This is a genomic window from Mycobacterium sp. NGS45 (genome assembly GCF_059812645.1).
The window spans coordinates 51329-74879 of record NZ_JCALDB010000021.1; the positions used below are offsets into that span (position 1 = coordinate 51329).

20 protein-coding genes and 1 pseudogene are annotated in these 23551 nt (G+C 68.6%); 5 read left to right on the forward strand and 16 right to left on the reverse strand.

Features of this window, described 5'->3' with window-relative positions:
* Positions 1-2: 2 nt before the first annotated feature.
* Entirely contained in the window at positions 3-455 is a 453-nt protein-coding gene (gene nrdR, locus AC5Y3P_RS18045) for a transcriptional regulator NrdR (protein ID WP_500047297.1), read from the reverse strand.
* A 144-nt stretch (positions 456-599) separates the two neighbouring features.
* The gene (locus AC5Y3P_RS18050; protein ID WP_500047298.1) at positions 600-1121 is read right to left on the reverse strand and encodes a LysM peptidoglycan-binding domain-containing protein; all 522 of its coding nucleotides are present in this window, start codon (positions 1119-1121) and stop codon (positions 600-602) included.
* Between the two features lie 246 nt (positions 1122-1367).
* On the opposite strand from AC5Y3P_RS18050, the gene lexA reads away from it, so the two are divergent.
* Positions 1368-2048, forward strand: a complete 681-nt coding sequence (lexA, locus tag AC5Y3P_RS18055; RefSeq protein ID WP_500047299.1) for a transcriptional repressor LexA — start codon at positions 1368-1370, stop codon at positions 2046-2048.
* 66 nt (positions 2049-2114) lie between these two features.
* On the opposite strand, the gene AC5Y3P_RS18060 is transcribed toward lexA, so the two are convergent.
* The 6 genes from AC5Y3P_RS18060 to AC5Y3P_RS18085 form a co-directional block, all read right to left on the reverse strand.
* Positions 2115-4496, reverse strand: coding sequence for an LGFP repeat-containing protein (locus AC5Y3P_RS18060; protein WP_500047300.1), 2382 nt, complete (start codon positions 4494-4496; stop codon positions 2115-2117).
* A 208-nt stretch (positions 4497-4704) separates the two neighbouring features.
* A complete protein-coding gene (locus tag AC5Y3P_RS18065) occupies positions 4705-5850 on the reverse strand; it encodes an acyl-CoA dehydrogenase family protein (protein WP_500047336.1) in 1146 nt (381 codons plus the stop codon).
* A 105-nt stretch (positions 5851-5955) separates the two neighbouring features.
* Complete coding sequence (locus AC5Y3P_RS18070) at positions 5956-6564, reverse strand: TetR/AcrR family transcriptional regulator (protein ID WP_500047301.1); 609 nt, start codon at positions 6562-6564, stop codon at positions 5956-5958.
* Positions 6561-8822 carry an acyl-CoA dehydrogenase family protein gene (locus AC5Y3P_RS18075; protein WP_500047302.1) on the reverse strand — a complete coding sequence of 754 codons (2262 nt, stop codon included), beginning with the start codon at positions 8820-8822 and terminating at the stop codon, positions 6561-6563. The genes AC5Y3P_RS18070 and AC5Y3P_RS18075 overlap by 4 nt, the downstream gene beginning before the upstream one ends.
* Positions 8823-8835: 13 nt before the next feature.
* A complete protein-coding gene (locus AC5Y3P_RS18080; protein ID WP_500047303.1) occupies positions 8836-9243 on the reverse strand; it encodes a Zn-ribbon domain-containing OB-fold protein in 408 nt (135 codons plus the stop codon).
* Between the two features lies 1 nt (position 9244).
* On the reverse strand, positions 9245-10450 hold the full coding sequence (locus AC5Y3P_RS18085; RefSeq protein ID WP_500047304.1) for a thiolase family protein: 1206 nt from the start codon (positions 10448-10450) through the stop codon (positions 9245-9247).
* Positions 10451-10662: 212 nt separating this feature from the next.
* Between AC5Y3P_RS18085 and AC5Y3P_RS18090 the strand changes: the two genes are divergently transcribed.
* Positions 10663-12303 (forward strand): PE-PPE domain-containing protein, encoded by a 1641-nt coding sequence (locus tag AC5Y3P_RS18090; RefSeq protein WP_500047305.1) that lies wholly within the window; start codon positions 10663-10665, stop codon positions 12301-12303.
* A 23-nt stretch (positions 12304-12326) separates the two neighbouring features.
* Here AC5Y3P_RS18090 and AC5Y3P_RS18095 read toward each other — a convergent pair whose 3' ends face one another.
* The 6 genes from AC5Y3P_RS18095 to AC5Y3P_RS18120 form a co-directional block, all read right to left on the reverse strand.
* Positions 12327-13094, reverse strand: a complete 768-nt coding sequence (locus AC5Y3P_RS18095) for a TMEM165/GDT1 family protein (RefSeq protein ID WP_500047306.1) — start codon at positions 13092-13094, stop codon at positions 12327-12329.
* A 298-nt stretch (positions 13095-13392) separates the two neighbouring features.
* On the reverse strand, positions 13393-14796 hold the full coding sequence (hflX, locus tag AC5Y3P_RS18100; RefSeq protein WP_500047307.1) for a GTPase HflX: 1404 nt from the start codon (positions 14794-14796) through the stop codon (positions 13393-13395).
* Positions 14797-14845: 49 nt separating this feature from the next.
* Positions 14846-15715 (reverse strand): diaminopimelate epimerase, encoded by an 870-nt coding sequence (dapF, locus tag AC5Y3P_RS18105; protein WP_500047308.1) that lies wholly within the window; start codon positions 15713-15715, stop codon positions 14846-14848.
* 4 nt (positions 15716-15719) lie between these two features.
* Positions 15720-16625, reverse strand: a complete 906-nt coding sequence (miaA, locus tag AC5Y3P_RS18110) for a tRNA (adenosine(37)-N6)-dimethylallyltransferase MiaA (protein ID WP_500047309.1) — start codon at positions 16623-16625, stop codon at positions 15720-15722.
* Positions 16622-17293 carry a class III extradiol ring-cleavage dioxygenase family protein gene (locus AC5Y3P_RS18115; protein WP_500047310.1) on the reverse strand — a complete coding sequence of 224 codons (672 nt, stop codon included), beginning with the start codon at positions 17291-17293 and terminating at the stop codon, positions 16622-16624. The genes miaA and AC5Y3P_RS18115 overlap by 4 nt, the downstream gene beginning before the upstream one ends.
* A 10-nt stretch (positions 17294-17303) precedes the next feature.
* Positions 17304-18203 carry a DMT family transporter gene (locus AC5Y3P_RS18120; RefSeq protein WP_500047337.1) on the reverse strand — a complete coding sequence of 300 codons (900 nt, stop codon included), beginning with the start codon at positions 18201-18203 and terminating at the stop codon, positions 17304-17306.
* Between the two features lie 195 nt (positions 18204-18398).
* Between AC5Y3P_RS18120 and AC5Y3P_RS18125 the strand changes: the two genes are divergently transcribed.
* The gene (locus AC5Y3P_RS18125; protein WP_500047311.1) at positions 18399-19751 is read left to right on the forward strand and encodes a DUF349 domain-containing protein; all 1353 of its coding nucleotides are present in this window, start codon (positions 18399-18401) and stop codon (positions 19749-19751) included.
* Here AC5Y3P_RS18125 and AC5Y3P_RS18130 read toward each other — a convergent pair.
* Together AC5Y3P_RS18130 and miaB are read right to left on the reverse strand one after the other, a co-directional pair.
* Positions 19723-20346 carry an Rv2732c family membrane protein gene (locus tag AC5Y3P_RS18130; protein WP_500047312.1) on the reverse strand — a complete coding sequence of 208 codons (624 nt, stop codon included), beginning with the start codon at positions 20344-20346 and terminating at the stop codon, positions 19723-19725. The two genes, AC5Y3P_RS18125 and AC5Y3P_RS18130, sit on opposite strands and share 29 nt — an antisense overlap.
* Entirely contained in the window at positions 20343-21848 is a 1506-nt protein-coding gene (gene miaB / locus AC5Y3P_RS18135) for a tRNA (N6-isopentenyl adenosine(37)-C2)-methylthiotransferase MiaB (protein ID WP_500047313.1), read from the reverse strand. The genes AC5Y3P_RS18130 and miaB overlap by 4 nt, the downstream gene beginning before the upstream one ends.
* A 127-nt stretch (positions 21849-21975) precedes the next feature.
* On the opposite strand from miaB, the gene AC5Y3P_RS18140 reads away from it, so the two are divergent.
* Positions 21976-22704, forward strand: a complete 729-nt coding sequence (locus AC5Y3P_RS18140; protein WP_500047338.1) for an amino acid ABC transporter ATP-binding protein — start codon at positions 21976-21978, stop codon at positions 22702-22704.
* A gap of 55 nt (positions 22705-22759) precedes the next feature.
* Positions 22760-23524 (forward strand): annotated as a pseudogene (locus tag AC5Y3P_RS18145) (glutamate ABC transporter substrate-binding protein); the annotation flags it as partial.
* Positions 23525-23551: the final 27 nt, after the last annotated feature.

Below are 23551 nucleotides of genomic sequence, written 5' to 3' on the forward strand. Positions count from 1 at the left end.
TGTCAGCCCGTGCGGTGCGCCCGCAGCGCTTCGATTTCGCGTTCGAAGTCCTCGGCGGAATCGAACGATCGGTACACCGAAGCGAACCGCAGGTAGGCCACTTCGTCGAGTTCGCGCAGCGGGCCCAGGATGGCCAGCCCGACGTCGTGACTGGGCACCTCGGGTGAACCGGCGGCCCGGATGGTGTCCTCGACCTTCTGCGCCAACAGGTTCAGTGCGTCGTCGTCGACGTCGCGCCCCTGACAGGAGCGGCGCACGCCGCTGATCACCTTCTCGCGGCTGAACGGCTCGGTGACGCCGCTGCGCTTGACCACCGCTAGCACGGCGGTCTCCACGGTGGTGAACCTCCGACCGCACTCCGGACAGGACCGACGGCGCCGGATCGCCTGCCCCTCATCGGTTTCCCTCGAGTCGACGACTCGGGAATCCGGATGACGGCAGAATGGACAGTGCATGTCCGCTCCTTCGTCGCGCCGGTTGGGAATCTCCCAGCCTCAAAAGCCTACCTGCGCGTACTGCGGAGCGGGCGGCGACCACCGGCGATCCCGCCGGGCCGTGCTTGTGCTTGTGTCCCATTCGGATTCACCGGCCCCGGTCGATCAGCCGACCGGTGCGATCAGGGTCTGCCCGGCGTTCACCGCCGCACCGTCGAGACCGTTGAGTTCTCGAATGGAAGCGACTACCCCGGACACCGATGCGTTGGGCGCCACCCGGGCGGCTACGTGCTGCAACGTTTCACCCGGCAGCACCTGGACGACGGCCAACTGATCCGGCACCGGCGAGCCGGCCTTTCGCACGGCGTCGCCGACCTGGGCGACGATGCCGAGCCACACCGTGATGACCGCGGCCAGCAGACCCAACCCCAGCACCGTCAGCGGCGTGACCCTACGCGCCGGCCGACGGTGCGGGGCCCGCGAGACCGCAACTCCGCTGCCCCGGTACCGCAGCGGCGCGGACCCGGGCCGGCCCGCAACCGGGCGGCGGCGCCGAGCAGCCCGCTGACCGGGATCGACACCGACCCGCCTGGGCAGCGGACGCGCACTCCGGCGCGCACCGAAAGCGAGCTCCCGCCGATCTGCGGCGGTGGTCGAAAAACCTGCTTCCAGGGTGTTGTGTGTCATGTCCGGTCCTTTCGGTCACGCTCTACATCCAACGGTGGATCGCTTGTATGTTCGATAGCGTAATCGCTCACCCGTTCGAAGAGAACGATGAAATCGAACATGTAATCGATTCGTAGCCAAACCCTAGAGGCACCTACCGACAAGTCGCGCCGACCACATCTGCCCCAGCGGCCACACCGGCCGGACTCCGACACACCCTCGAACACATGTTTGATCAATCGGCGGAACGCGACTACATTCAGCGTCATGGCTGACAGTGATCTGGGATCAGACCCGAAGCTCGACCGCACCCTCACCGATCGGCAGCGCAAGATTCTCGAGGTGATCCGCGCCTCGGTGACCACCCGGGGCTACCCGCCCAGTATCCGAGAGATCGGCGACGCCGTCGGCCTGACCTCCACGTCCTCGGTCGCCCATCAGCTGCGCACCCTGGAACGCAAGGGCTACCTGCGTCGCGACCCGAACCGGCCGCGCGCGGTGGACGTCCGCGGCGCCGACGACGGCCTGCGATCGGTGCCCAGCACCGACGTGGTCGGGTCCGACGCGCTGCCCGAGCCCACGTTCGTGCCGGTGCTGGGCCGGATCGCAGCCGGCGGCCCGATCCTGGCCGAAGAGGCCGTGGAAGACGTCTTTCCGCTGCCCCGCGAACTTGTCGGCGAGGGGTCGCTGTTCCTGCTCAAGGTCGTCGGGGAATCCATGGTCGACGCCGCGATCTGCGACGGCGACTGGGTGGTGGTGCGCCAACAGAACGTCGCCGATAACGGCGACATCGTCGCCGCGATGATCGACGGCGAAGCCACCGTCAAGACCTTCAAACGCACCAGCGGCCAGGTCTGGCTGATGCCGCACAACCCGGCCTTCGACCCGATCCCCGGCAACGACGCCGCGATCCTGGGCAAGGTCGTCACCGTGATCCGCAAGATCTGACGACCGCGGAGCTGCGAGCGGCTGCCCGCAGGTCGCAGTCAGATGCCGCGGGTGAAGCGGCCGGTCTCAGGGCTGCGGATGAAAACCGTTGGCCTCAGCGTGTTCTGGGCTGGCGAACCAGATCTCGGCCACGGTCTGCTGATAGCCGACGGTGCCCGGCAGGTAGTACGTGCTGGTGCGCATACTGCCCTTGATCGGGTAGCCGTCAGGCGCCTGGTGTGGATCGTCCAACGGCAGATGGATCGCCGGCGGCGGCGGTGCGTCCGGAGCCGAGGTGACCACCGTGGTCTCGTCCGAAGCCGGGTCGCCCCGGTAGGACGGTTCGGGGTACGGGTCTTCGGCGTAATCGTCGTCGCCGTAGTCGTCGTCGGCGTAGTCATCCTCGGGGTACCGCTCTTCGGCGTAGTCGTCATCCGCGGGTGCCCGTCGGTAGGACTCCTCGACGCCGGCCCCGTATTGGTCCTCGGTCGCGCCGTAGCGCTGCTCCGGTGCGGCCTCGGGCGGCGGCACTGCGCCGTACACCGGAGCGAACAACGAACCCGGCCCGGGCAGGTACACGTCGTCGTCGGGTGCGGTCCACACCGAGGGATCGGCATCCGGGCTGACCGCGGCATGCCGTCCCGACGGCGTCTCATCGATCACGTGGGTGGGCGCAGTGTCGACGGCGTCGTCGTCCCCGTCGTCGCCCTGCACCTCGTCGGCCTCATGTGCGCCGCGGTGTGTGAACAACGCGTTCGGGTCGTCCTCGGTCAGGTCGCGGCGGTACTCGGTGGTCTCCTCGCCGCCGACCTCGGGCTCTGACCAGCCGGTTCGCGCCTCCAGATACTCGGTGTCGTCCTCGGTTTCCTGGTACCCACCGGACGCCCGCTCCGACCACCGGCCGGCCCAGCGATCCTCGGGCTCGTCGTAGCCTTCGCGGTAGCGGCCCTGGTACCCGGTGTAGCCCTCGTCGCGGGCTTCGCGGTAGCCGTCCTCGTGCTCATCGCCGTAGCCGTCGTCGTAGCCGTAGCCGTCGTCGTGGTCGTCGTAGACCGGGGCGCGGCCGCGCGGCTCTTCGACCACCCGATCATGGTCGACGTCGACGTCGACGTCGGAGCCGCGTGCCCGGGAGCGCGCCCGCCAGGCCCACAACCCACCGAGCACCAACAAGGCCAGCGGGATCAGCCACCACAGCCAGCCGAGTCCGGTGCCGGACTCGTCGGCCGACGTGTCGGCAGCCTCGGCGCCCGGGGCGGCCGGCACCTCGACATCGACCAGCTGCTCGGCCAACCCGGCCGGGTCGGTACTGAAGCTTTCGTCGGCGGCGTTCCAGGACACCGAACCGGCCGCGAACTGCTGCGAGGTGACCTCGCCGTCGACAGTGGCGTCGGCGACCGGTACGCCCAACGCACCGGCGGCCCCGCCCAGCTGATCCCAAGCGGCCTTCATCGGGCCGCGTACGATCACCGCGCCGTCATTGGGCGTCCAGAAGATGGCCGGCTCGTCGCCGGCCGCGAAGTTCTGCACCCGGCTGTCGGGCACGCCGCCGTCGGTCTCGGCGCCGACCGGGAAGCCCAGGTCCCCTTCCGGACCGCCGGCATCGCGGTACTTCTCGGCGATGGCGCCGGCAACCACCTGAGCACCGGTGTCGGGACTGAAGTAGATGGTGCCGCCGGCGAAATCCTGTGCCGCACCTTGATCGCCGACCGGGACCTGCCCACCCTGCTTGACACCGAGCGGTCCGGCTTCGCCACCCGCGTCCCGCCAAGCGGCGTCGATGGCCGCGGTCGCGTCGTTGGGCGGGGCGAAGTTCAGATCGGCCAACTGGTCGGCGAGTTCGGGCGGTTCGGTGCTGAAGGCACCCGTGCTGGTGTTGAAACTCAACTGGCCGGCACTGAACGTCTGGGTCAGGACGTCGCCGTCGGCACTCTGGTCAGAAGTCGGGACGCCGAGCACACCGGAGGATCCACCCAGCTCGTCCCAGGCCGCGTTGATCGGGCCCCGCACCACCCAGGCACCGGTGTCGGGAGTCCAGAAGATGACCGGGCTGCCTTCGCCGTTGAAGGTGGTATTACGACTTTCCGGGCTGACCCGGCCGGGTCCTTCGTCAATCGTGGGAAATCCGAGATCACTGTCGGCAGGCCCGCCGAGCGCCAGATATTTCTCCAGAATGGCGCCGTGCATGATCCTGGCCTGTGTTTCCGGCGTGAAGAAAATCGCACCGCCGGTGAAATTCTGACCAAATCCGGCGCCGGCCGCATAGACCTCGCCAGCGGGCGCACCGAGGGTCGATGCCTGGCCACCGACTTCCTGCCATTTGGCGGTTATGGCGTCGGCGGCATCGGATTCCGGTGAGGCGTAAGCGAGCGGCGTCTGCACAGCCGTGCTGGTGACCAGCGCAGTAGCGGCCACCAAACCGACCACTGCGCGATTCACCAGCCTGCCCAATGACGATCGTCTGCGTGTCATCGCACTCTCCCCGCGATTAGCTGCGCTGCGTGTTCGCACATTGGTCGCCCCCGTTTTGGCTGCATTGCCCAATCGGCCCCACGGGGACCATATTGACGTCATTTGGGTGACAATACCCACCAGTCACACGGATTCCGTGCAGCCGCGACCGGCGCGCGCGTGTTTTGCACACGGCTTTTGGCGCCCGCGCCGGGCCGGAACCGCGACCTCAGACGCCGAGGCTGCGACCGATGATTTCCTTCATGATCTCGGTGGTGCCGCCGTAGATGGTCTGCACGCGCGCATCCAGATAAGCCTGCGCCACACCGTACTCACGCATGTAGCCGTAGCCGCCGTGCAGCTGCAGGCAGCGGTCGATCAGCTTCACCTGCGCTTCGGTGGAATACCACTTGGCCATCGCGGCCTGCTCGGCGGTCAATTTCTCCTCGAGATGCAGTTTCAGGAACTCGTCGACCATGATCCGCACCGCGGTCGTCTCGGTGGCCAGCTCGGCGAGCAGGAAACGGCTGTTCTGGAAGCTGCCGATCGGCTTGCCGAACGCCTTGCGTTCCTTGCAGTACTGGATGGTGTCGGCCAGCACGGCTTCCATCGCCGAGACCGCCATGATCGCGATCGAGATGCGTTCCTGCGGCAGGTTCTGCATCAGGTAGACGAAGCCCTGGCCCTCCTCGCCGAGCAGGTTCTGCGCCGGCACCTGTACGTCGGTGAAGGACAACTCGGCGGTGTCCTGGGCGTCCAGACCGATCTTGTCCAGGTGGCGACCGCGCTCGAAACCGGCCATACCGCGCTCGACGACCAGCAACGAGAAACCCAGCGCGCCCTTGTCCGGGTCGGTCTGCGCCACCACGATCACCAGGTCGGAATGGATCCCGTTGGTGATGAAGGTCTTCGAACCGTTCAGCACGTAGTGGTCACCGTGCTTGACCGCGCGCGTCTTGATGCCCTGCAGGTCGGAGCCGGTGCCGGGTTCGGTCATCGCGATCGCGGTGATCAGTTCGCCGGTGCAGAACTTCGGCAACCAGCGCTGCTTCTGCTCTTCGTTGGCCAGCCGCAGCAGGTACGGCAGCGCGACGTCGTTGTGCAGCGAGAAGCCCAGACCGCTGTAGCGGCCCGCGACGGTCTCCTCGACCAGCACGGTGTTGTACCGGAAGTCGTCGTTGCCGCCACCGCCGTACTCCTCGGGCACAGCCATGCCCAGGAAGCCCTGTTTACCGGCTTCCAGCCACACGTTGCGGTCGACGATCTTGTCCTTCTGCCACTGCTCGTGGAAGGGCGCGACGTGCTTGTCGAGGAAGGCGCGGTAGGACTCCCGGAACAGTTCGTGTTCGGGCTCGAACAGGTTGCGCTGGTACATGACGGCGTTGCTCACGGGTGACCTCCGGCAGCTTTGATCAAATCAACCGCCACGATATACCAACCACCCGGTTGGTCGAGAAACGAAACGCTGCCGGGGCCGTGGTCAGCCGCGCTGCTCGGCCGGCAGCCGCGGGGTCAGCAGGTCCACGAACTTGTCCGCGATCCGGTAGGCGTCGGCCATCGGGCCGCCGCGCACGATCGCGGCCGACAAGACGGTGTTGATGATCCCCCAGAGCATGGCCGCGACGTCGGCGGCGTCGTCGGCGCCCAACGCCGCGAAGTCCTCGGCCAGGGTGCGGCCGGCGTCCTCGGCGAACTGCGCCATGATCTGCTGGACGTTGGGATCCAGCGAGTTCTGCAGCAGCTGACAGACCTTGAAGAAGCCCGGCCAGCGCTCGAAGCTCTCGATGATCACCCGCACCTTGCTGCGGACCCGACGTTGCGCCGGACGCGGATCGGCGTGCTCGACGACGAAGACCGGTTGCGCCCAGTGCGCCAGCACCGCGGCATAGAGGTGCTCCTTGGAACTGAAGTAGCGGTACAGCGTCCCGAGCGCGACGCCGGCCTGATCGGCGATGTCGCGCATCTGGATCTGCTCGTAGTCATGCTGCTGCAGCGCCGCCACGGCGGCCCGGATGATCTGCGAACGGCGCGCCTGCTTGTAGCCCGGCAACTCGGTTGCCGGGGCCACGCCCTGCCCGCCGCGCGTCATCGCCGCGGCAATCCCAGGATCATCGTCGCGATGATGTTCAGCTGGATTTCCAGCGTTCCGCCGCCGATCAATTCCGACGGCAACGCCAGGGTGTATTCGACCGGCGTGTCGTTGGCCTGGGCCAGGGTGTAACCCTGCGCGCTGCCGCCGATCTGCTGAACCAGCGCCGAGCGCCCGCCGAACCGCAGTGCGTAGCTGCCGATCTGGCGCAGCACCTGACCGGTGGCCACCTTGGCGATGCTGGTCGCCGGGCCGGGCCCATGTCCGGCCAGTCGGCTCAGGGTGTCGCGCAGCCCCAGTGCGGCGATCGCGTTTACGCCGGCCCGGACCTCGCCGAGTGCACGCACGACGCCGGCGCGATCCGGCCGGGACTGCTGGGCCAGGGTGCGCAGTACCGCTTCGCGGTCGTCCTTGAGATAGCCGCTGATCGCGGCGCGTTCATTGGCCATGGTGGCCAGCGCGGCTGCCCAGCCCTGACCGGGCTGGCCGACCAGCATGTCGTCCGGCACGAAGACGTCGTCGAAGAACACCTCGTTGAAGTGCGCGTCGCCGGTCGCGGTACGTAGCGGCCGGATGGTGATCCCCGGCGTGCTCATGTCGAGTAGGAAATAGCTGATGCCCTTGTGTTTCGGGGCGTCGGGGTCGGTACGGGCCAGCAGCGCGCCCCAGTCCGCCCGATGAGCCGACGAGGTCCACACCTTCTGACCGTTGATCCGCCACCCACCGGGCACCTTGGTGGCCCGAGTGGACAGTGCAGCCAGATCCGAACCTGCACCCGGCTCGGAAAACAGCTGGCACCACGCCACGGTGCCACGCAGGATCGGTGCGGCGAACTGGGCTTTCTGCTCATCCGTACCGAACATCAGGATGGTGGGCAGGATCCACTCCGCGATACCGAGCGAGGACCGGACCACCTGCGGGCGGCGGTCAAATTCCTCGGTGATGATCAGTTGCTGCACCGGGGTCGCGTCCAAGCCCCACGGCGCCGGTAGCTGCGCGGCCAACAAACCGGCGTCGGCCAGCACATCGCGCTGGGCGCCGCTGTACAGGTTCTCGTAGTACGGGCTTTGCCGGCCGGGCGTGTCGTTGGTCAAAGTTGCTGCCCGGTCCAGGGTTTCGGCGACCTGCCGGCGGAATTCGAGATCGGTGTCGGGCAACTCGATGCTGAAGTCGCGACTCGGTCCCGCCGGGTCACCCAGTTCGGCTGCCCACCTGTCGGCCGGCCGCGCGGCTGCGGCCAAGCTGATCGCGCGGCGCCAGTACAGGTGCAGATCGTGTTCCCAGGTGTAGCCGATCGCACCGAACATGGTCAGCGCGTCGAACGCCAGATCGGGCAGGGCCGCCAGCGCGACGATCGCCGCGCCGGCCGCGGCCAGCCGCTGCTGCTGGGCGTCCTGGCCGATTGCGCGTACCGCGTCCCAGGCTGCTGCGGCGATCAACTCAGACTGCACGTAGAGCCGGGCGGCCTTGTGCTGCAACGCTTGGAAGGCGCCGATGGGTTGACCGAACTGTTCGCGGACCTTCAGGTGCGCCACCACGTTATCGGTGCACCATCGCGCGATTCCGGCTGCCTCGCAGGCCAGCACCGCGGTGATCCGGTCCTGCACGCCGCGCTCGTCGATCCCGGACAGCAGATCGGCAGAACTCGCCAGATGGTTTGTGACAGTCAGTGTTCCGACGTCACGGGTCAAGTCGGTGGCCCGCTCGGCGGTGATTTCGAGCGCACCATCGGCGCTGTCGAGGACGAACCACGACGTCGTTGCATCCGGGGTGATCGCGCTGATGACGATGCGCTGCGCCGAACACAGACCGAGATCCGGTCCGACCTGCCCGCTCAGCACCCAGCCACCATCGTGCGGAGTGGCGGTCAACTGCCCGGCTTCCGACGACACCACGGTAGCCGTGCATCCGGCAGCGATGTCGTGGAGCAACCGGGTGGTCGCCGCGCCGGGCCCGGCGCTGGCCGCGACCGCACCGGCGATGACCGTCGGGACCAGCGGTCCGGGCAGCAGCGCGTAGCCGGCCGCGTCGACCACGCATGCCGCATCGACCAGCTCGCCGCCTTGGCCGCCGACCGCCTCACCGAGGTGTACGGCGTGAAAACCCTGGGCCACCAACGATTCCCAGAACATCGGGCGGTCACCGGCGGCCACCGACTCGAACTGGGCGCGGGTCTTGTCCAGCGGGGCGTTACGTGCCGCGAAGGCTGCCATCGCCTCGGTCAGCTGCAGCTGTTCGTCGGTCAGCCCTACCGGCACGGCGCGACTCCCCTCATCGACTCGGTTCGTACTTCAGCAGCGTCACACCGTCGCCTGGACAGTCGACGAACACCGGCGAGACCGGCATACCGATTTCCAGCTCGGCCGGGTCGACGTTGACCAGCTCGGTGGCCAGGCGCGGGCCTTCCTCCCAGGCCACCACGGCCAACAACTGCGGTACCTGGTCGGCGAACTGCGGCGCAACCGGACGATGCGCGACGGTGAAGCTGACCAGCGTGCCGCGCCCGGAGATCTGCCGCCACTGCAGATCGTCGGCCAGGGTGCCCGGGGCCAGCACCCGCGGATAGAACACATGACGCCCGAGGGAGGGCGAATACTGCACCCAGATTTCGTGGCGCGCCAAGCCATCCCAGTACGGCTGGGATGTCGGGGTGGGCAGCGGCATCGGTCGTGTCGTCATCTCAGTCCCCTACCAGGATCAGGGCTTCTTGTTCGCTGAGTACGCCACCGTTGCCGGAGACGAACGCGCGGTTGCAGTCGGCGACTTGGGTTTCGCCGGCTCGGCCCATCAGTTGCCGGGTGGCGTCACAGATGTGGTGCATACCGCCGGCGTTGCCGGGCTGGCCGTAGCCGAGTTGGCCGCCGGCGGTGTTCATCGGGAAGTCACCGCGGAAGGTGAGGTCATGGTCGGTGACGAACTGCATGCCCTTGCCCTTCTCGCAGAACCCGGCGTCCTCCAGGGTGAGCAGCGCGGTGATGGTGTAGCAGTCGTAGATCGACACCATGTCCACCTCGGACGGCGTCAGTCCGGCCATGTCGAAGGCGCGCGGAGCGATCTCGAGCATCGGGGTCTGCAGCGGATTCTCGGCGTAGATGGGTGATTTGTACGGCACGCGTTCGCCGAAGCCCTTGATCCACACCGGACGGTTGCGGGACTTTCGGGCCAGCGTCTCGTTGGTCACCAGCACGGCCGAGCCGCCCATGCACGGCATCACGATTTCCAGCATGTGCAGCGGTGCGGCGATGACCGGGCTGGCCAGCACATCCTCGACCGTGATCGGTTTGTCGGCGAACACCGCGCCGGGCGTGTGGTTGGCGTTGACCCGCTGGTCGACGACGATCTTGGCCATCGCGGTCTCGTCGTATCCGTATGCGGCGCCATACATCTGGGCCACCTGCGCATACGGGCCGTTCTGGCCGAGGTAACCGTAGGGAATCTCGAACTCGGCCTGCGGGGAGCCGTACCGGAAGCTCGATGCACCGAACTCCACCGCGTCGCCGAAGCTGGGCGGCCGTTTCTCGTGCATCGGGGTCAGATAGATGGCCGGGATCGCACAGAGCACGGCTTGGCAGATCCCGAGTTCGATCGCGGCGGCGGCGCGCCAGACCATGGCGGCCGCGCTGGCGCCGCCCAGGTCGACGTACTCGGCGAAGTTGACGGGTAAGCCGAGGTACTCCACCACCGTCGAGGGCACGAACAGTTCGGATTCGAACACCCCGGTGGTGACCAGACCGTCGACCTGATCGGCGCGTAATCCGGCGTCGGCCACCGCAGCGGCCGCCAGCCGCGCCCACTGCTCGATGGTGAACTCGGGCGCGCCGGTGGGCATGCGCTCACACGGCAGTTCGTGGAAACCGACGATCGCGGCTTCACCGCGTAAACCCATGGGTCAATCCCTTCCGTTCGAGTCCGAACGCGACCCTACTGGGAATGAGAATCTGATTTCAATTTTGGCCCCCGAGGCCGCGTGCTCAGCTGCGGAGCGACCAGCCGATTCGCCGAATTCGGTGTGATCTTGGTAACAGCCTGCGAGGATCGCGGCGGCGAGTCAATCGGACCGATGCAGGGGGAATCATGCGGTTGCGGACACAGCCTCTGGTGACGTCACTGATCATCGCGATCTTCGCGGCGTTCAGCGTGTTGCTGCTGGCGGTCACGACGACGGTGCAGGCCGCGGTGAAGTTGGCGACGGACGGGACCGTGTTGGTGGTGCCGGGGACCGGTACCCCGAATCCCGACGAGCCTTACATGCAGAACGCCTTGGATTACTTCGTCGAACCGTCCGGCTCGAGCTGCGCCTACGACGTTGTCCCCTGCCCTGTCCCGGTGCCCTACATCGCGCAGTTCTGGCCGTTCCCGTTCGAAGGCTGGGGCGGTCTCGAGGGCGCCAAGTGGAACGTGTCGGTGGCCAGCGGCGTCGGCGAGCTCAACAGACTGTACGGCGAGCACAAGAACGACGATTCGGTGGCGATCTTCGGCTACTCGCAGGGCGCCACGGTGACCAGCATCGTGAAAGCCCAGCTGGCCGCAGCCTCTCCGAGCGGGCTGATCCCGGACAATGTCTCGTTCGTGCTGATCGGTAACCCGAACCGGCCCAACGGCGGGTTGTTCGAGCGGCTGGCCTGGCTGGGCACCGTGCCGATCCTGGACGCCACATTCGGCAACCCGACGCCGACGAACACAACGCCGCCGGCCGGGCCCGGCGAGTTCGTGATCAACACCACCGATTCGGCGTTCCAGTACGACGGCGTCGCCGACTTCCCGAAGTACCCGATCAACCTGCTGGCCGACCTGAACGCGATCGCCGGGTTCTGGTACGTGCACGGCACCTACCTGGAAGGAAACGGCCGAGAGGGCGCGCCCGCCTACGGCTACACGCCGGACCAGATCGAAGACATGGTGTCCGGCTGCGTGGATGATCCCACCGGCCCGAACTGCCAGCGCCATGGCGACACCATCTACGTCACCCTGCCGGCTCGGTCACTGCCGATCATGCAACCGTTCATCGACCTCGGGAACGCCACCGGCACCAGCGCACTGATCAACCCGCTGGTGGCACTGCTGCAGCCGATCACCCAGACGCTGATCGAGACCGGCTACGACCGCGCCGACTACGGTGCCCCGTCGCCGTTCGCCCTGATCCCGCGGGTCAACCCGATCACCCTGGTGAACGATCTGATCCAGGACATCCCGGAGGGCATCGACGCGGCCCGGCAGACCATCGAGTCGCCCACGCACACCATCCCCGACCTGCCGGGCACCGACGGCCCGATCACGGTCGCGGTGACCGACGAGGACGCAACCGCGCTACGCGCTTCGGAGGCACCGGCCGAAGACGAGCTGACCAAGGAAGAGCTGCCGGCCACGGCACTGGTGTCGAACGCCAAGCTGGCGCTGCCCAAATCATCGGCGCTGCCCAAGCCTGAACTGCCCAAGCTGCCCAAGCTGGAGTTGCCGGACCTACCGAAGCTGGAATTGCCCAAGCTCGAACGTCCCAAGAAGCCGCAGCTCAACGTGGTCCGGGACAACCCGCTGGCTTCGCAGGTCGCCGAGGATGGTGCGGCCGAGGATGCCGAATCGAGGCGGAACAGCAAGGTCGATCGGCCCGCACTGCGCGGGCCGATCGGCGCCGGCCCCACACCACTGCGGGACGTGGTCAAGCAGGTCAAGAGGACGCTGCGCGGTGGCCCCGCCGCACGGTCCAGCCACCAGCCCGAAGCCGCGCAGCCGGCCGCGTAGGCCGCCGATCACCCACCAGGTGATCAGCGTGCGCCGCGCTGGGCCACCTCGCGTGCATCGACGGCATCGACGGCCTCGGCGGGCTCGTCATCGGCCGGCTCGGGCTCGGCCGGCGCACGCAGCACCGCGGGGCGCAGCCGCTCGGGCAGCGCCCACAGCAGCACACCGAAGGCCGCCACCGCGGCCAGCGCGCTGAGCCCCGGCACCAGTACCGACACGTTCGGGAAACCGGCATTGACCAGCATGTAGACACCGAAGGCCAGGAACAATGCGGCCGCGACCAGCTGGATCATCCGTTCCGGCAGATGCTTGCCGGCCACCACTCCGACCAGGATGGCCAGCGCGTCGGCTGCGACCATGCCCACGGTGGAGCCGACCCAGACCGGGAACCAGTTGTTGTCGGTGGCCAGCGTGACGGTGGCCAGCATGGTCTTGTCACCGAGCTCGGCCAGCACGAACGCCGAGGTGACCACGAAGAACGCCGGGGCGGTGGCCTTCTGCGCCCGGCTCGTCTCCCCTTCGGTGAGGCTGTCGCCGCGCAGGGTCCACAACCCGAACACGATGAACATGACGCCGGCCAGCAGGCCGATCAGGTGGGTGGGCAGCGCGGACCCCAGATAGTGGCCGATCGCGACCGACAGCAGATGCACCGCGATGGTGGCCGTCGTGATCGCCGACAGCACCACCCACCAGCGGTAGCGCAGTGCGAACATCATCGCGACCAGTTGGGTCTTGTCGCCCAGTTCGGCGATGAAGATCACGGCAAAGCTCAGCAGCAAGGCAGAGAACAAGCCACTTCTCCTCGTCGGTGGCTGTGACCGGGGGTGAAAATCCATGCCTCCGGCCGACAACCACATGGTCGTCTGGCCGAAAGTCTCGCCCACCGGATCTGCGATCCGGTTCGAGCAGCCGGGCCGTTCTGACTTGCGTCAGGCTGGCCAGTATGTCGACTGTCCGATTGGGGGCTACTCCCCTTCGATGAGGCCAGCATAACCACACTCATCGCAAGGTGGCAACACCTACCCGACGAAAACGGTTCGCCCACAATAAGTTTGGGCTCAGGACAATGAAAGTTTGGGTACCCGAAACCTAATTGGTGAACCCGCGAAGACCGGCTGCGAGCGCCACCGGCACCTGGGCCCGGATCCGGGTTCCGCCCTCGGTGTGTTCGGTTTGCACCGACCGGCCGACGTCGTGCACCCGGGCCACCAGGTCGCCGCGATCGTAGGGAATGGTCACGTCGACGGCGACGTCGGTGGGCTCGACCAACTCCCCCATCCGGGTGCGCAGCTGATCCAGCCCCGCCCCGGTGTGCGCCGAGACGAACACCGCTTCCGGCAGTGCGCGCCGCAGCGTGGCCAACGCCAACTCGTCGGCCACGTCGATCTTGTTGACCACCAACAGTTCCGGTGCGGGCTTGACGTCGTGGTCGGCGAGCACGTCACCCACCACGGCCCGCACCGCGTTGATCTGACCCATCGGGTCCACGTCGGACCCGTCCACCACGTGCACCAGCAGGTCGGCGTCGATCACTTCCTCGAGCGTGGACTGGAACGCCTCCACCAGCTGGGTGGGCAGGTGCCGGACAAACCCCACGGTATCGGTCAGCACGAACGGCCGGCCGTCGTCGAATTGCCCACGGCGCGTTGTGGGTTCGAGGGTGGCGAACAGCGCATCCTCGACCAGCACACCGGCGCCGGTGAGCGCGTTGAGCAAACTGGACTTGCCGGCGTTGGTGTAGCCGACGATGGCCACCGACGGCACCTCGCTGCGGGCCCGCCCGCTGCGTTGGGTGTCGCGGATCTTCTTCATTTCCTTGATCTCACGGCGCAGCTTGGCCATCCGCTCCCGGATTCGGCGCCGATCGGTTTCGATCTTGGTCTCACCGGGACCGCGGGTGCCCACACCGCCACCGGCGCCGCCGGCGCGACCGCCGGCCTGCCGGGACATCGACTCACCCCAGCCGCGCAGCCGGGGCAGCATGTATTCCATCTGCGCCAGCGACACCTGCGCCTTGCCCTCCCGGCTGGTGGCGTGCTGGGCGAAGATGTCCAGGATCAGCGCGGTGCGGTCGATCACCTTGACCTTCACGGCCTTCTCCAGCGCGGTCAACTGCGCCGGCGACAGCTCACCGTCGCAGATCACGGTGTCCGCGCCGGTCGCGATGACCACTTCGCGTAGTTCGGCGGCCTTACCGGAGCCGATGTAGGTCGAGGGGTCGGGCTTGTCGCGGCGCTGGATCAGGCCCTCGAGCACCTCGGAGCCGGCGGTTTCGGCCAGCGCGGCCAACTCGGCCATGCTGGCTTCGACCTCAGCAGCCGTCCCCTCGGTCCAAACACCAACCAGCACAACACGTTCCAGACGCAGCTGACGGTATTCGACCTCGGAGATGTCTTCGAGTTCGGTGGACAGGCCGACCACGCGGCGCAGTGCCGCGCGGTCTTCGAGCGCCAGTTCGCCGGCGGTCGGGTCGAGGAAGGAGGGTTCGGTCATCAGCAGTGCCCGATGTTGTCACATCGGTCCCGGGTTGCGCGAATGATTTTCAAGCCTGCGCCCGCCACCAGTCGGCAGCCAATTCGCCGTGCGCCAGCAGCACCGACGGTCCACTGAGATAGCTGGTCGCCGCGGTGATCGAGACCCGCAACCGGCCACCGGGCACCGCAACCGCGACGGCGCCGGTTTCGGCGTCGCCGTGCCGCAGCGCAGCCACCGCGGTGGCCACGACCCCGGTGCCGCAGGATCGGGTCTCACCCACACCGCGTTCGTGTACCCGCATGTGCACCACGCCGTCGGTCGGTGCGGTGGCCACCTCGACGTTGACCCCGTGCGGGAAGACCGCGGGGTCGAACGCCACCGGTGCGGCCACATCCAAGTCCGCCAACTCGGCCTCGGTCAGGGTGGCGTCGATGCAGGCCAGATGCGGGTTGCCGACGTCGATCGCGAGCCCGGCGAACTGCCGGCCGCCGACCACGGCCTCGCTGGCCCCGGTGACGTTGGCCTTGCCCATGTCGACGGTGACCACGGCGTCGACCGGATCCACCGACTCGATCACCACCGGGCGCGCGCCAGCGCGCGTGCCCACCACGAACTCCGCACCCGACACCAGGCCCGCAGCACTCAGATAGTGCGCGAACACCCGCACCCCGTTGCCGCACATCTCGGCGATCGAACCGTCGGCGTTGCGGTAGTCCATGAACCAGTCCGACGCGCTGACGCCTTCGGGCAGCGCATCGAGCACACCGGCGTCGCGGAGTGCACCGGCCGTGCTCACCCGCAGCACACCGTCGGCTCCCAGACCACGCCGGCGATCACACAGCGCGGGCACCGCCGGGCCGGTCAGATCCAGCGCGGCAGGCTCGTCGAGCAGCACGACGAAGTCGTTCTGCGTGCCGTGTCCCTTCGCGAACTTCACCTGATCAGGATACGTGTCGCCAGCGCCGCACTGCCTGCTCGACCAGATCCTGTGCAGCGCCGTCCAGCCAGGTCACCCGGTGATCCCGCCGAAACCAGGACCGCTGCCGGCGCACATAGCGCCGGGTCCCGACGAAGGTGGGCTCCAGCGCACCCGAACCGTCGCCGCCGGCGTCGAAGTCGGCCAGCACCTGCGCGTAGCCCAGGGCACGGGCCGCGGTGACGCCGTCGCGCAACCCGACCGTGGTCAGCGCGCGTACCTCGTCGACCAGACCGTCGGCGAACATCTGCTCGGTGCGCAGCAGCAGTCGCTGGTCCAACGGCTCGGTCTGCCGATCCACCCCGATGATCGCGGTGTCCCAGCGCGGCGCGCCGATCCGCGGGGCCGACGCCGCGAACGGCTGACCGGTCAGTTCGACGACTTCCAGCGCCCGCACGATGCGCCGACCGTCGGTGGCGAGGATCGAGGCCGCCGCCTCCGGGTCCACCCGGGCCAGCTCGGTGTGCAGCGCCGCGACCCCGATCTCGGCCAGCCGGGCCTCGTAGCGGGCCCGGACCGTCGGATCGGTCGCCGGGAAGGACCAGTCATCGAGCAGGGACTGCACATAGAGCATCGAGCCGCCCACGATCACCGGCACCGCACCGCGCCCCGCGATGGCTTCGACGTCGGCGGCCGCAGCACTCTGGTAGCGCGCGACCGTGGCGGTTTCGACGACGTCGAGCACGTCGAGCTGATGGTGCGGGATGCCGCGCCGCTGCTCGGGCGGCAACTTCGCGGTGCCGATGTCCATGCCGCGGTAGAGCTGCATGGCGTCGGCGTTGATGATCTCGCCACCGAGCCGTTCGGCCAGATCCAGTGCCAGTGCCGACTTTCCGGTGCCGGTCGGCCCGATCACCGCAATGGGTCTCACGGCTGCCAACTGCCCACGAAGTAGCCGACGCCGAACGGGGCGCCGCGGTAGCGCTGTTCGGTGTGCCGGGGTTGCGGCAGCAGCCCGGCCAGCGCCGCGAACGCGGCCCGGCCGACGATCCCGGCCGGCAGATCGGTGAGCTCGGCGGCCGCCCCGGCGGCCAGCGCGTCGTCGAGGGCCTGCTGCACGACGACGGCGTCGGGATCGTGCCCGCCGGGCGCCGACGGGGTCAGGGTGTGGGCGCCGTCGGCGACCACCAGCACACCGACCGGAACCTCGGTGGCGTCGAGTTCGGCGCGCAACCGCGCTCCGGTGCCGGCCGCGCCGCCCGGATCGGCCACACAGATCACCCGGGCCTGCGCCTCGGGAGCGACCTGGCCGCGCAGCCAGCCGGCGATCAGTGCAGCCAGCGGCAGCCCGGCCACCGGGTGCTCGCCGGGCGCGAGCGCCACCGGCACGTGGACCCCGTAGCCGGCGAACGTACCGGCCACCTCGGGACCGATCTCGACGTCGGCGTCGGCGACCCCGAGGACCAGCCAGTGCGCCGGCAGGGTGGCGGCCGCGGCCAGCGCGGCGTCGTGCAGATCGGTCAGTTCGGCGGCGGCCGCGCCGGCCAGTTCGGGGACCAGCACCGGCGCCGACGGCACGATCGCGACAGTGGTCAGCACGTCGGCAACGCTATCCGGACGACGTCGGCGCTACCGCATCGCCGGTCGGTTCGGATTCGCCGGTGCCGGCTTCGCCGCGCGCCAGGGCCGCGGTGGAGACCACCATCACCGCGATCGCGGCCACCAGCGCGAACCAACCGCGCTCGCCGGGCTGCATGGTCTCCCCCAACACCACCACACCCAAGATCGCGGCGACCACCGGTTCGGCGACCGTCATGGTGGGCAGCGACGCGGTCAGCGCACCGGCCCGAAACGCCGACTGTTGCCAGGCTGTCGCGGCCACCGCGACCAAAGCCCACGCGTACAGCTCGGGGGCGGTGAGCACCGCGGCTACGCCGTGTCCCAGCGTGGCGACCACGCCCTTGGTCAGCACCGCGAACACGCCCCACAACGCGCCGGAGACGAACGCCAGCAGCACCGCGGCCGGCGAGCCCGGCCAGCGCCGCGCACCGATCAGGCAGGCCAGCACGATCGGGCCGAGCACGGCCAGCACCACCAGCCAGGTGTCGCCGTCGGCGCGGGACTGTCCGGCGGTGGGGTTGCCGGCCACCACGATCAGCGCGACCGAGGCGGCCAGCAGCGCGGCCCAGATCCATTCCCGTCGACGCACCTGCCGGCCGGTCACCCGGGCGTTGATCACCAGCGCAAACAGCAGCGAGGTGACCAGCAGCGACTGCACCAGCAGCACCGAACCCAACCCCAGCGCGGCGGCCTGCAAACCGAACCCGATGGCAGCCACCCCGCTGCCCAGCCACCAGCCACGGTCCCGCAACAGCGTCAGGAACAACGACAGGTGCCCGACCGGCTGATCGCTGACCGCGTGCGCGGTGCGCTGATGCATGACATCGCCGATGCCGATGAACAGCGCGGCGCCCAGGGCCAGCAGTGCGGCGAGGTCGGCATGGGCCATCATGGCCGCCTCTCACCTCGCTTTCGGCACCCGCTTATCCAGAACGTAACTACGGCTTGGGGTGCTAGCTGCTTGAATACCCTGGATACATTAGAAGCATCCGGGGCGAAGCTCGCTTCGTGCCGGACGGGACTTGACCGGCGCCGCGTCGCGCGGCAGTGCGCGGGATACCGTGCGGAGGGTAGGTACGGCTGCATGACCACGAACGAACCGACACACGGCGACGCATCCGCTCCGCCCAAGCCCGGACCGGTCCCCGGGCCCCGGCCGGGTCCACGGCCCGGTCCGCGTCCAGCAGCCGCACCGCCGGTGGCGCCGGTGGCTCCGAGCAGCGATCCGCACAAGTTCGGCCGGGTCGACGCCGACGGCACGGTGTGGTTGCTGTCCTCGGCCGGAGAACGGCAGATCGGTTCCTGGCAGGCCGGCGACAGCGAAGCCGCCTTCGCGCACTTCGGCCGCCGCTACGACGACCTGTCCACCGAGGTGGCACTGCTCGAGCACCGCCTGGAATCCGGTGCCGGCGACGCCCGCAAGATCAAGACCGCGGCCGCTCATCTGGCGGCGGACTTGCCGACCGCCGCGGTTCTCGGTGACGTCGACGCGCTGGCCGCGCGGCTGACCGCGATTGCCGAGCATGCTGAGTCCGCGGCCGCCGAGGACAAGGCCAAGCGCGAGCAGCACCGGGCCGCCCAGACCGCGCGCAAGGAGGCGCTGGCCGCCGAGGCCGAGGATCTGGCGGCCAACGCGACACACTGGAAGTCGGCCGGGGACCGGCTGCGGGCCATCCTCGACGAGTGGAAGACCATCACCGGTCTGGATCGCAAGACCGACGACGCGCTGTGGAAGCGGTATTCGGCGGCGCGCGAGACGTTCAATCGGCGCCGCGGTTCGCATTTCGCCGAGTTGGATCGGGAACGCGCCGGCGCGCGGGCGGCCAAGGAGCGGCTTTGCGAGCGCGCCGAGGCGCTGGTGGATTCCACCGACTGGGGTCCGACCAGTGCTGCGTTCCGCGATTTGCTGACCGAGTGGAAGGCCGCCGGCCGGGCCGCCAAGGACGTCGACGATGCGCTGTGGCGCCGGTTCAAGGGCGCTCAGGATGCGTTCTTCGGGGCCCGCAACGCGGTCACCGCGGAACGCGATGCCGAGTTCACCGCCAACGCGACCGCCAAGGAGGCCTTGCTCGCCGAGGCTGAGCAGATCGACACCTCGGATCTGGACGCCGCGCGCAGCGCGCTGCGCGCCATCACCGACAAGTGGGACGCCATCGGCAAGGTGCCGCGCGACCGCACCGATCTGGAGCGCCGGTTGCGCGCGGTGGAGAAGAAGGTTCGCGAGGCCGCTGACGCCGGGTGGACCGACCCGCAGGCGCAGGCCCGCGCCGAGCAGTTCGCCGCCCGCGTCGAGCAGTTCGAGAAGCAGGCGGCCAAGGCCGAGGCGGCCGGGCGCAGCAAGGAAGCTGCCGAGGCCCGCGCCAACGCCGAGCAGTGGCGTCAGTGGGCCGACGCGGCCGCCGATGCGCTCAAGCCGGCGGGCCGGCGGGGCCGGTAGGCCCTTCGTCGGGCTTGTCGGGCTTGTCGGCCTCGGCGCTCCGGTCGAGGTCGTCGAGCAAGCTCTGGGTCTGACGTTGCGCGGCTTCGTTGCGGCGCTGCTCCTCGGCGGCCAACTGCACCGCGGTGCGGGTCCACACCACCCGCGCCCAGTGGAACGCCAGCACGATCACGGTGATCCAGCCGATCACCAGCCCGATTCCGGGACCGGGCAGGCCTTCGGCCGCGGTTTGCCGCGTCCACACCGCCAACATGCCGGTTGCCGCCGACACGCAGGTTCCGGCCAGCGCCACCCAGGCCACCGCCCAGCGTCGGGTCAGCAGCGCGAGCATCGAGAATCCGACGCCGAAAACCGCTGCCAGCCAACAGAACACCCGCGACGGCAGCGCAATCCCGACGTCCAGGGCAGTTTGGTTGCCGAGCAACACGTCGACGCCCCGGGCGTCGCCGGTGTGCGGCAGGAAGAACGAGGCCAACAGCAGGAACACCAGCACCGCGACGACGACGGCGCGCGCGCCCGGGTCGATCTCGCGGGCCACCCGACGCTCGGCGGCCTCCAGTTCGGCCCGGTATTCGTCGAATCCGTTGGTGTTCATCGGCTGCACCCCACCGGCTCGGGCTGCGCGGTCGGCCGGCCCAGCCCGGGTAGTCCCAGGCCGACGGTGCGCGGCCGCTGACCGGCGGCGTGCGCGTCGCCGGCGCGGGTACGACGATGCGAGAGCAGCGCGCCGTCGGCGATCAGATGGTGCGGCGCCGCGGCGGTCACCACGGTGCGCACCACGTCGCCGGGCCGGATGTCGGCGGCGCCGGGGGCGAAGTGCACCAGCCGGCCGTCGCGGGCCCGGCCGCTCATCCGCGCTGTGGCGCTGTCCTTGCGTCCCTCACCGGTGGCAACCAGCAGTTCGACGTCACAACCGATTTGTGCGGTGTTCTCCGACAGCGAGATCTCCTCCTGCAGCGCGATGAGCCGTTCGTAGCGTTCCTGCACGACGTGCTTGGGCAGCTGGTCGGGCAATTCGGCGGCCGGGGTGCCCGGCCGCTTGGAGTACTGGAAGGTGAACGCGCTCGCGAAGCGGGCGCGGCGCACCACGTCCAGGGTGGCTTGGAAGTCGTCCTCGGTCTCGCCCGGGAAGCCGACGATGATGTCGGTGGTGATCGCCGCGTGCGGCATGGCTGCCCGCACCCGGTCGATGATGCCCAGATACCGCTCAGCGCGGTAGGACCGGCGCATCGCCTTGAGCAGTCGGTCCGAACCGGACTGCAGCGGCATGTGCAGGGTGGGGCAGACATTGGGGGTTTCGGCCATCGCCTCGATCACGTCGTCGGTGAACTCGGCCGGGTGCGGCGAGGTGAACCGGACCCGCTCCAGACCGTCGATTTCCCCGCAGGCGCGCAACAATTTGGCAAATGCGCCGCGGTCCCGCGAGCTGTCCGGGTCGGCGAACGACACCCCGTAGGCGTTCACGTTCTGGCCCAGCAGGGTGATCTCCAGGACGCCCTGGTCCACCAGCGACTGCACTTCGGCCAGGATGTCGCCGGGCCGGCGATCCACTTCCTTGCCGCGCAGCGCCGGGACGATGCAGAACGTGCAGGTGTTGTTGCAGCCCACCGAAATGGAAACCCAGGCCGCATAGGCCGATTCCCGTGCGGCCGGCAGCGCCGACGGAAACTCTTCGAGCGCTTCGACGATCTCGACCTGCGCCTGCCGGTTGTGCCGGGCGCGTTCCAGCAGCGTCGGCAGCGAACCGATGTTGTGCGTGCCGAACACCACGTCGACCCAGGGGGCGCGTTTGAGCACCGCGTCGCGGTCCTTCTGGGCCAGGCAGCCGCCGACCGCGATCTGCAGGTTCGGGTCGGTTTGCTTGCGCGGGGCGAGGTGGCTGAGGTTGCCGTACAGCTTGTTGTCGGCGTTCTCCCGGACCGCGCAGGTGTTGAACACCACGACGTCGGCGTCGGCGCCCTCGGGCGCGCGGCGGTAGCCGGCGGCCTCCAGCAGCCCGGCCAACCGTTCGGAATCGTGCACGTTCATCTGGCAGCCGTAGGTCCGGACCTGGTAGGTCCGGTCAGCAGCGAGACCGGTTGCGGATGCGACGTGCACCCGACCATGGTACGGACGTGCCTGCGGAGGACCCAATTCGCTCCGCGGACGGCACGCTGAGTCGAGCGCACGCGAAATGTCCGTCGGGTCGGTAAGGTCCTTGCCCATGGCCGCCCCCGAAGTGCCGATGGTCTCGATGCAAGCGGTGGACAAATACTTCGGCGATTTGCATGTGCTCAACGACATCAACCTCGACGTGGCACGCGGTCAGGTGATCGTGGTGCTCGGACCGTCCGGCTCGGGGAAGTCCACCCTGTGCCGCACCATCAACCGGCTGGAAACCATCGATTCGGGCACCATCAGCATCGACGGAGTGCCGCTGCCGGCCGAGGGTCGCGCCCTGGCGCAGCTGCGCGCACAGGTCGGCATGGTGTTCCAGTCGTTCAACCTGTTCGCGCACAAGACCATCCTGGACAATGTCGCGCTGGCGCCGGTGAAGGTGCGCAAGCTGTCCGGCAAGGAGGCCCGCGCCGAGGCGATGGCCCTGCTGGACCGCGTCGGCGTGGCCAACCAAGCCGACAAGTACCCGGCTCAGCTGTCCGGCGGCCAGCAGCAGCGGGTGGCGATCGCGCGGTCCCTGGCGATGAATCCCAAGGTGATGCTGTTCGACGAGCCGACCAGCGCCCTGGACCCGGAGATGGTCAACGAGGTGCTGTCGGTGATGACCAGTTTGGCCGAGGGCGGCATGACCATGCTGGTGGTCACCCACGAGATGGGGTTCGCCCGGAAGGCCGCCGACCGGGTGGTGTTCATGGCCGACGGCGCCATCGTCGAGGACGCACCGCCGGACGAATTCTTCTCCAATCCCAGTTCGGAACGGGCCCGGGACTTCCTCGGCAAGATCCTCAACCACTAGGGGTCAGACGAACATGCTGATGGCGCCTAGACGCGTGCGGCTGCTCGTTCCGGCGATGCTGGCCATCCTGGTGGCGCTGCTGCTCACTTCCTGCGGTAGCGGCGGCGACAAGATCACCATCGGGACCAAGTTCGATCAGCCCGGGTTGGCAGCCAAGCTGCCCGACGGCTCGATGGCCGGGTTCGACGTCGACGTCGCCACCTACGTGGCGGGCGAGTTGGGGTACACCCCGGATCAGATCGAGTGGAAAGAGGCTCCGTCGGCGCAGCGCGAGACGCTGATCCAGAACGGCCAGGTCGACTACATCGTCGCCACTTACTCGATCACCGACTCCCGCAAGGCCAAGGTCGGTTTCGCCGGCCCGTACCTGATCACCGGGCAGGGACTGCTGGTGCGCGCCGACAACACCGACGTCACCGGCCCGGCGTCGCTGGAGAACAACAAGAAGCTGTGTTCGGTGACCGGTTCGACGCCGGCCCAGAACATCAAGAAGCAGTACCCGGGCGTGCAGCTGCAGCAGTTCGACACCTATTCGGCCTGCCTGGAGGCGCTGCGCAACGGCATTGTGGACGCGCTGACCACCGACGAGGTGATCCTGGCCGGGTACGCCGCGCAGTACCCCGGGGCGTTCAAGCTGGCCGGCGAACCGTTCACCGAAGAGCGCTACGGCATCGGACTGCACAAGGAAGACGTCGAACTGCGCGGCCAGATCAACGACGCCATCGAGAAGATGATCGCCGACGGCGCCTGGCAGCAGGCCTTCGAGCGCAACCTGGGCCCGGCCGGGCTGGCCCCGCCGACCCCGCCGGAAGTCGACCGCTACACCCGGGTCGCCGAAGTCGAACAG

Bases quoted from the DNA above. Each gene is read 5' to 3' on its own strand.
- AC5Y3P_RS18060 (WP_500047300.1), bottom strand. From the start codon at position 4,496: ATGACACGCAGACGATCGTCATTGGGCAGGCTGGTGAATCGCGCAGTG.
- AC5Y3P_RS18065 (WP_500047336.1), bottom strand. From the start codon at position 5,850: ATGTACCAGCGCAACCTGTTCGAGCCCGAACACGAACTGTTCCGGGAG.
- lexA (WP_500047299.1), top strand. From the start codon at position 1,368: ATGGCTGACAGTGATCTGGGATCAGACCCGAAGCTCGACCGCACCCTC.
- AC5Y3P_RS18120 (WP_500047337.1), bottom strand. From the start codon at position 18,203: ATGGCCCATGCCGACCTCGCCGCACTGCTGGCCCTGGGCGCCGCGCTG.
- AC5Y3P_RS18140 (WP_500047338.1), top strand. From the start codon at position 21,976: ATGGTCTCGATGCAAGCGGTGGACAAATACTTCGGCGATTTGCATGTG.
- AC5Y3P_RS18130 (WP_500047312.1), bottom strand. From the start codon at position 20,346: ATGAACACCAACGGATTCGACGAATACCGGGCCGAACTGGAGGCCGCC.
- hflX (WP_500047307.1), bottom strand. From the start codon at position 14,796: ATGACCGAACCCTCCTTCCTCGACCCGACCGCCGGCGAACTGGCGCTC.
- AC5Y3P_RS18125 (WP_500047311.1), top strand. From the start codon at position 18,399: ATGACCACGAACGAACCGACACACGGCGACGCATCCGCTCCGCCCAAG.
- AC5Y3P_RS18085 (WP_500047304.1), bottom strand. From the start codon at position 10,450: ATGGGTTTACGCGGTGAAGCCGCGATCGTCGGTTTCCACGAACTGCCG.
- AC5Y3P_RS18080 (WP_500047303.1), bottom strand. From the start codon at position 9,243: ATGACGACACGACCGATGCCGCTGCCCACCCCGACATCCCAGCCGTAC.
- AC5Y3P_RS18070 (WP_500047301.1), bottom strand. From the start codon at position 6,564: ATGACGCGCGGCGGGCAGGGCGTGGCCCCGGCAACCGAGTTGCCGGGC.
- nrdR (WP_500047297.1), bottom strand. From the start codon at position 455: ATGCACTGTCCATTCTGCCGTCATCCGGATTCCCGAGTCGTCGACTCG.
- AC5Y3P_RS18050 (WP_500047298.1), bottom strand. From the start codon at position 1,121: ATGACACACAACACCCTGGAAGCAGGTTTTTCGACCACCGCCGCAGAT.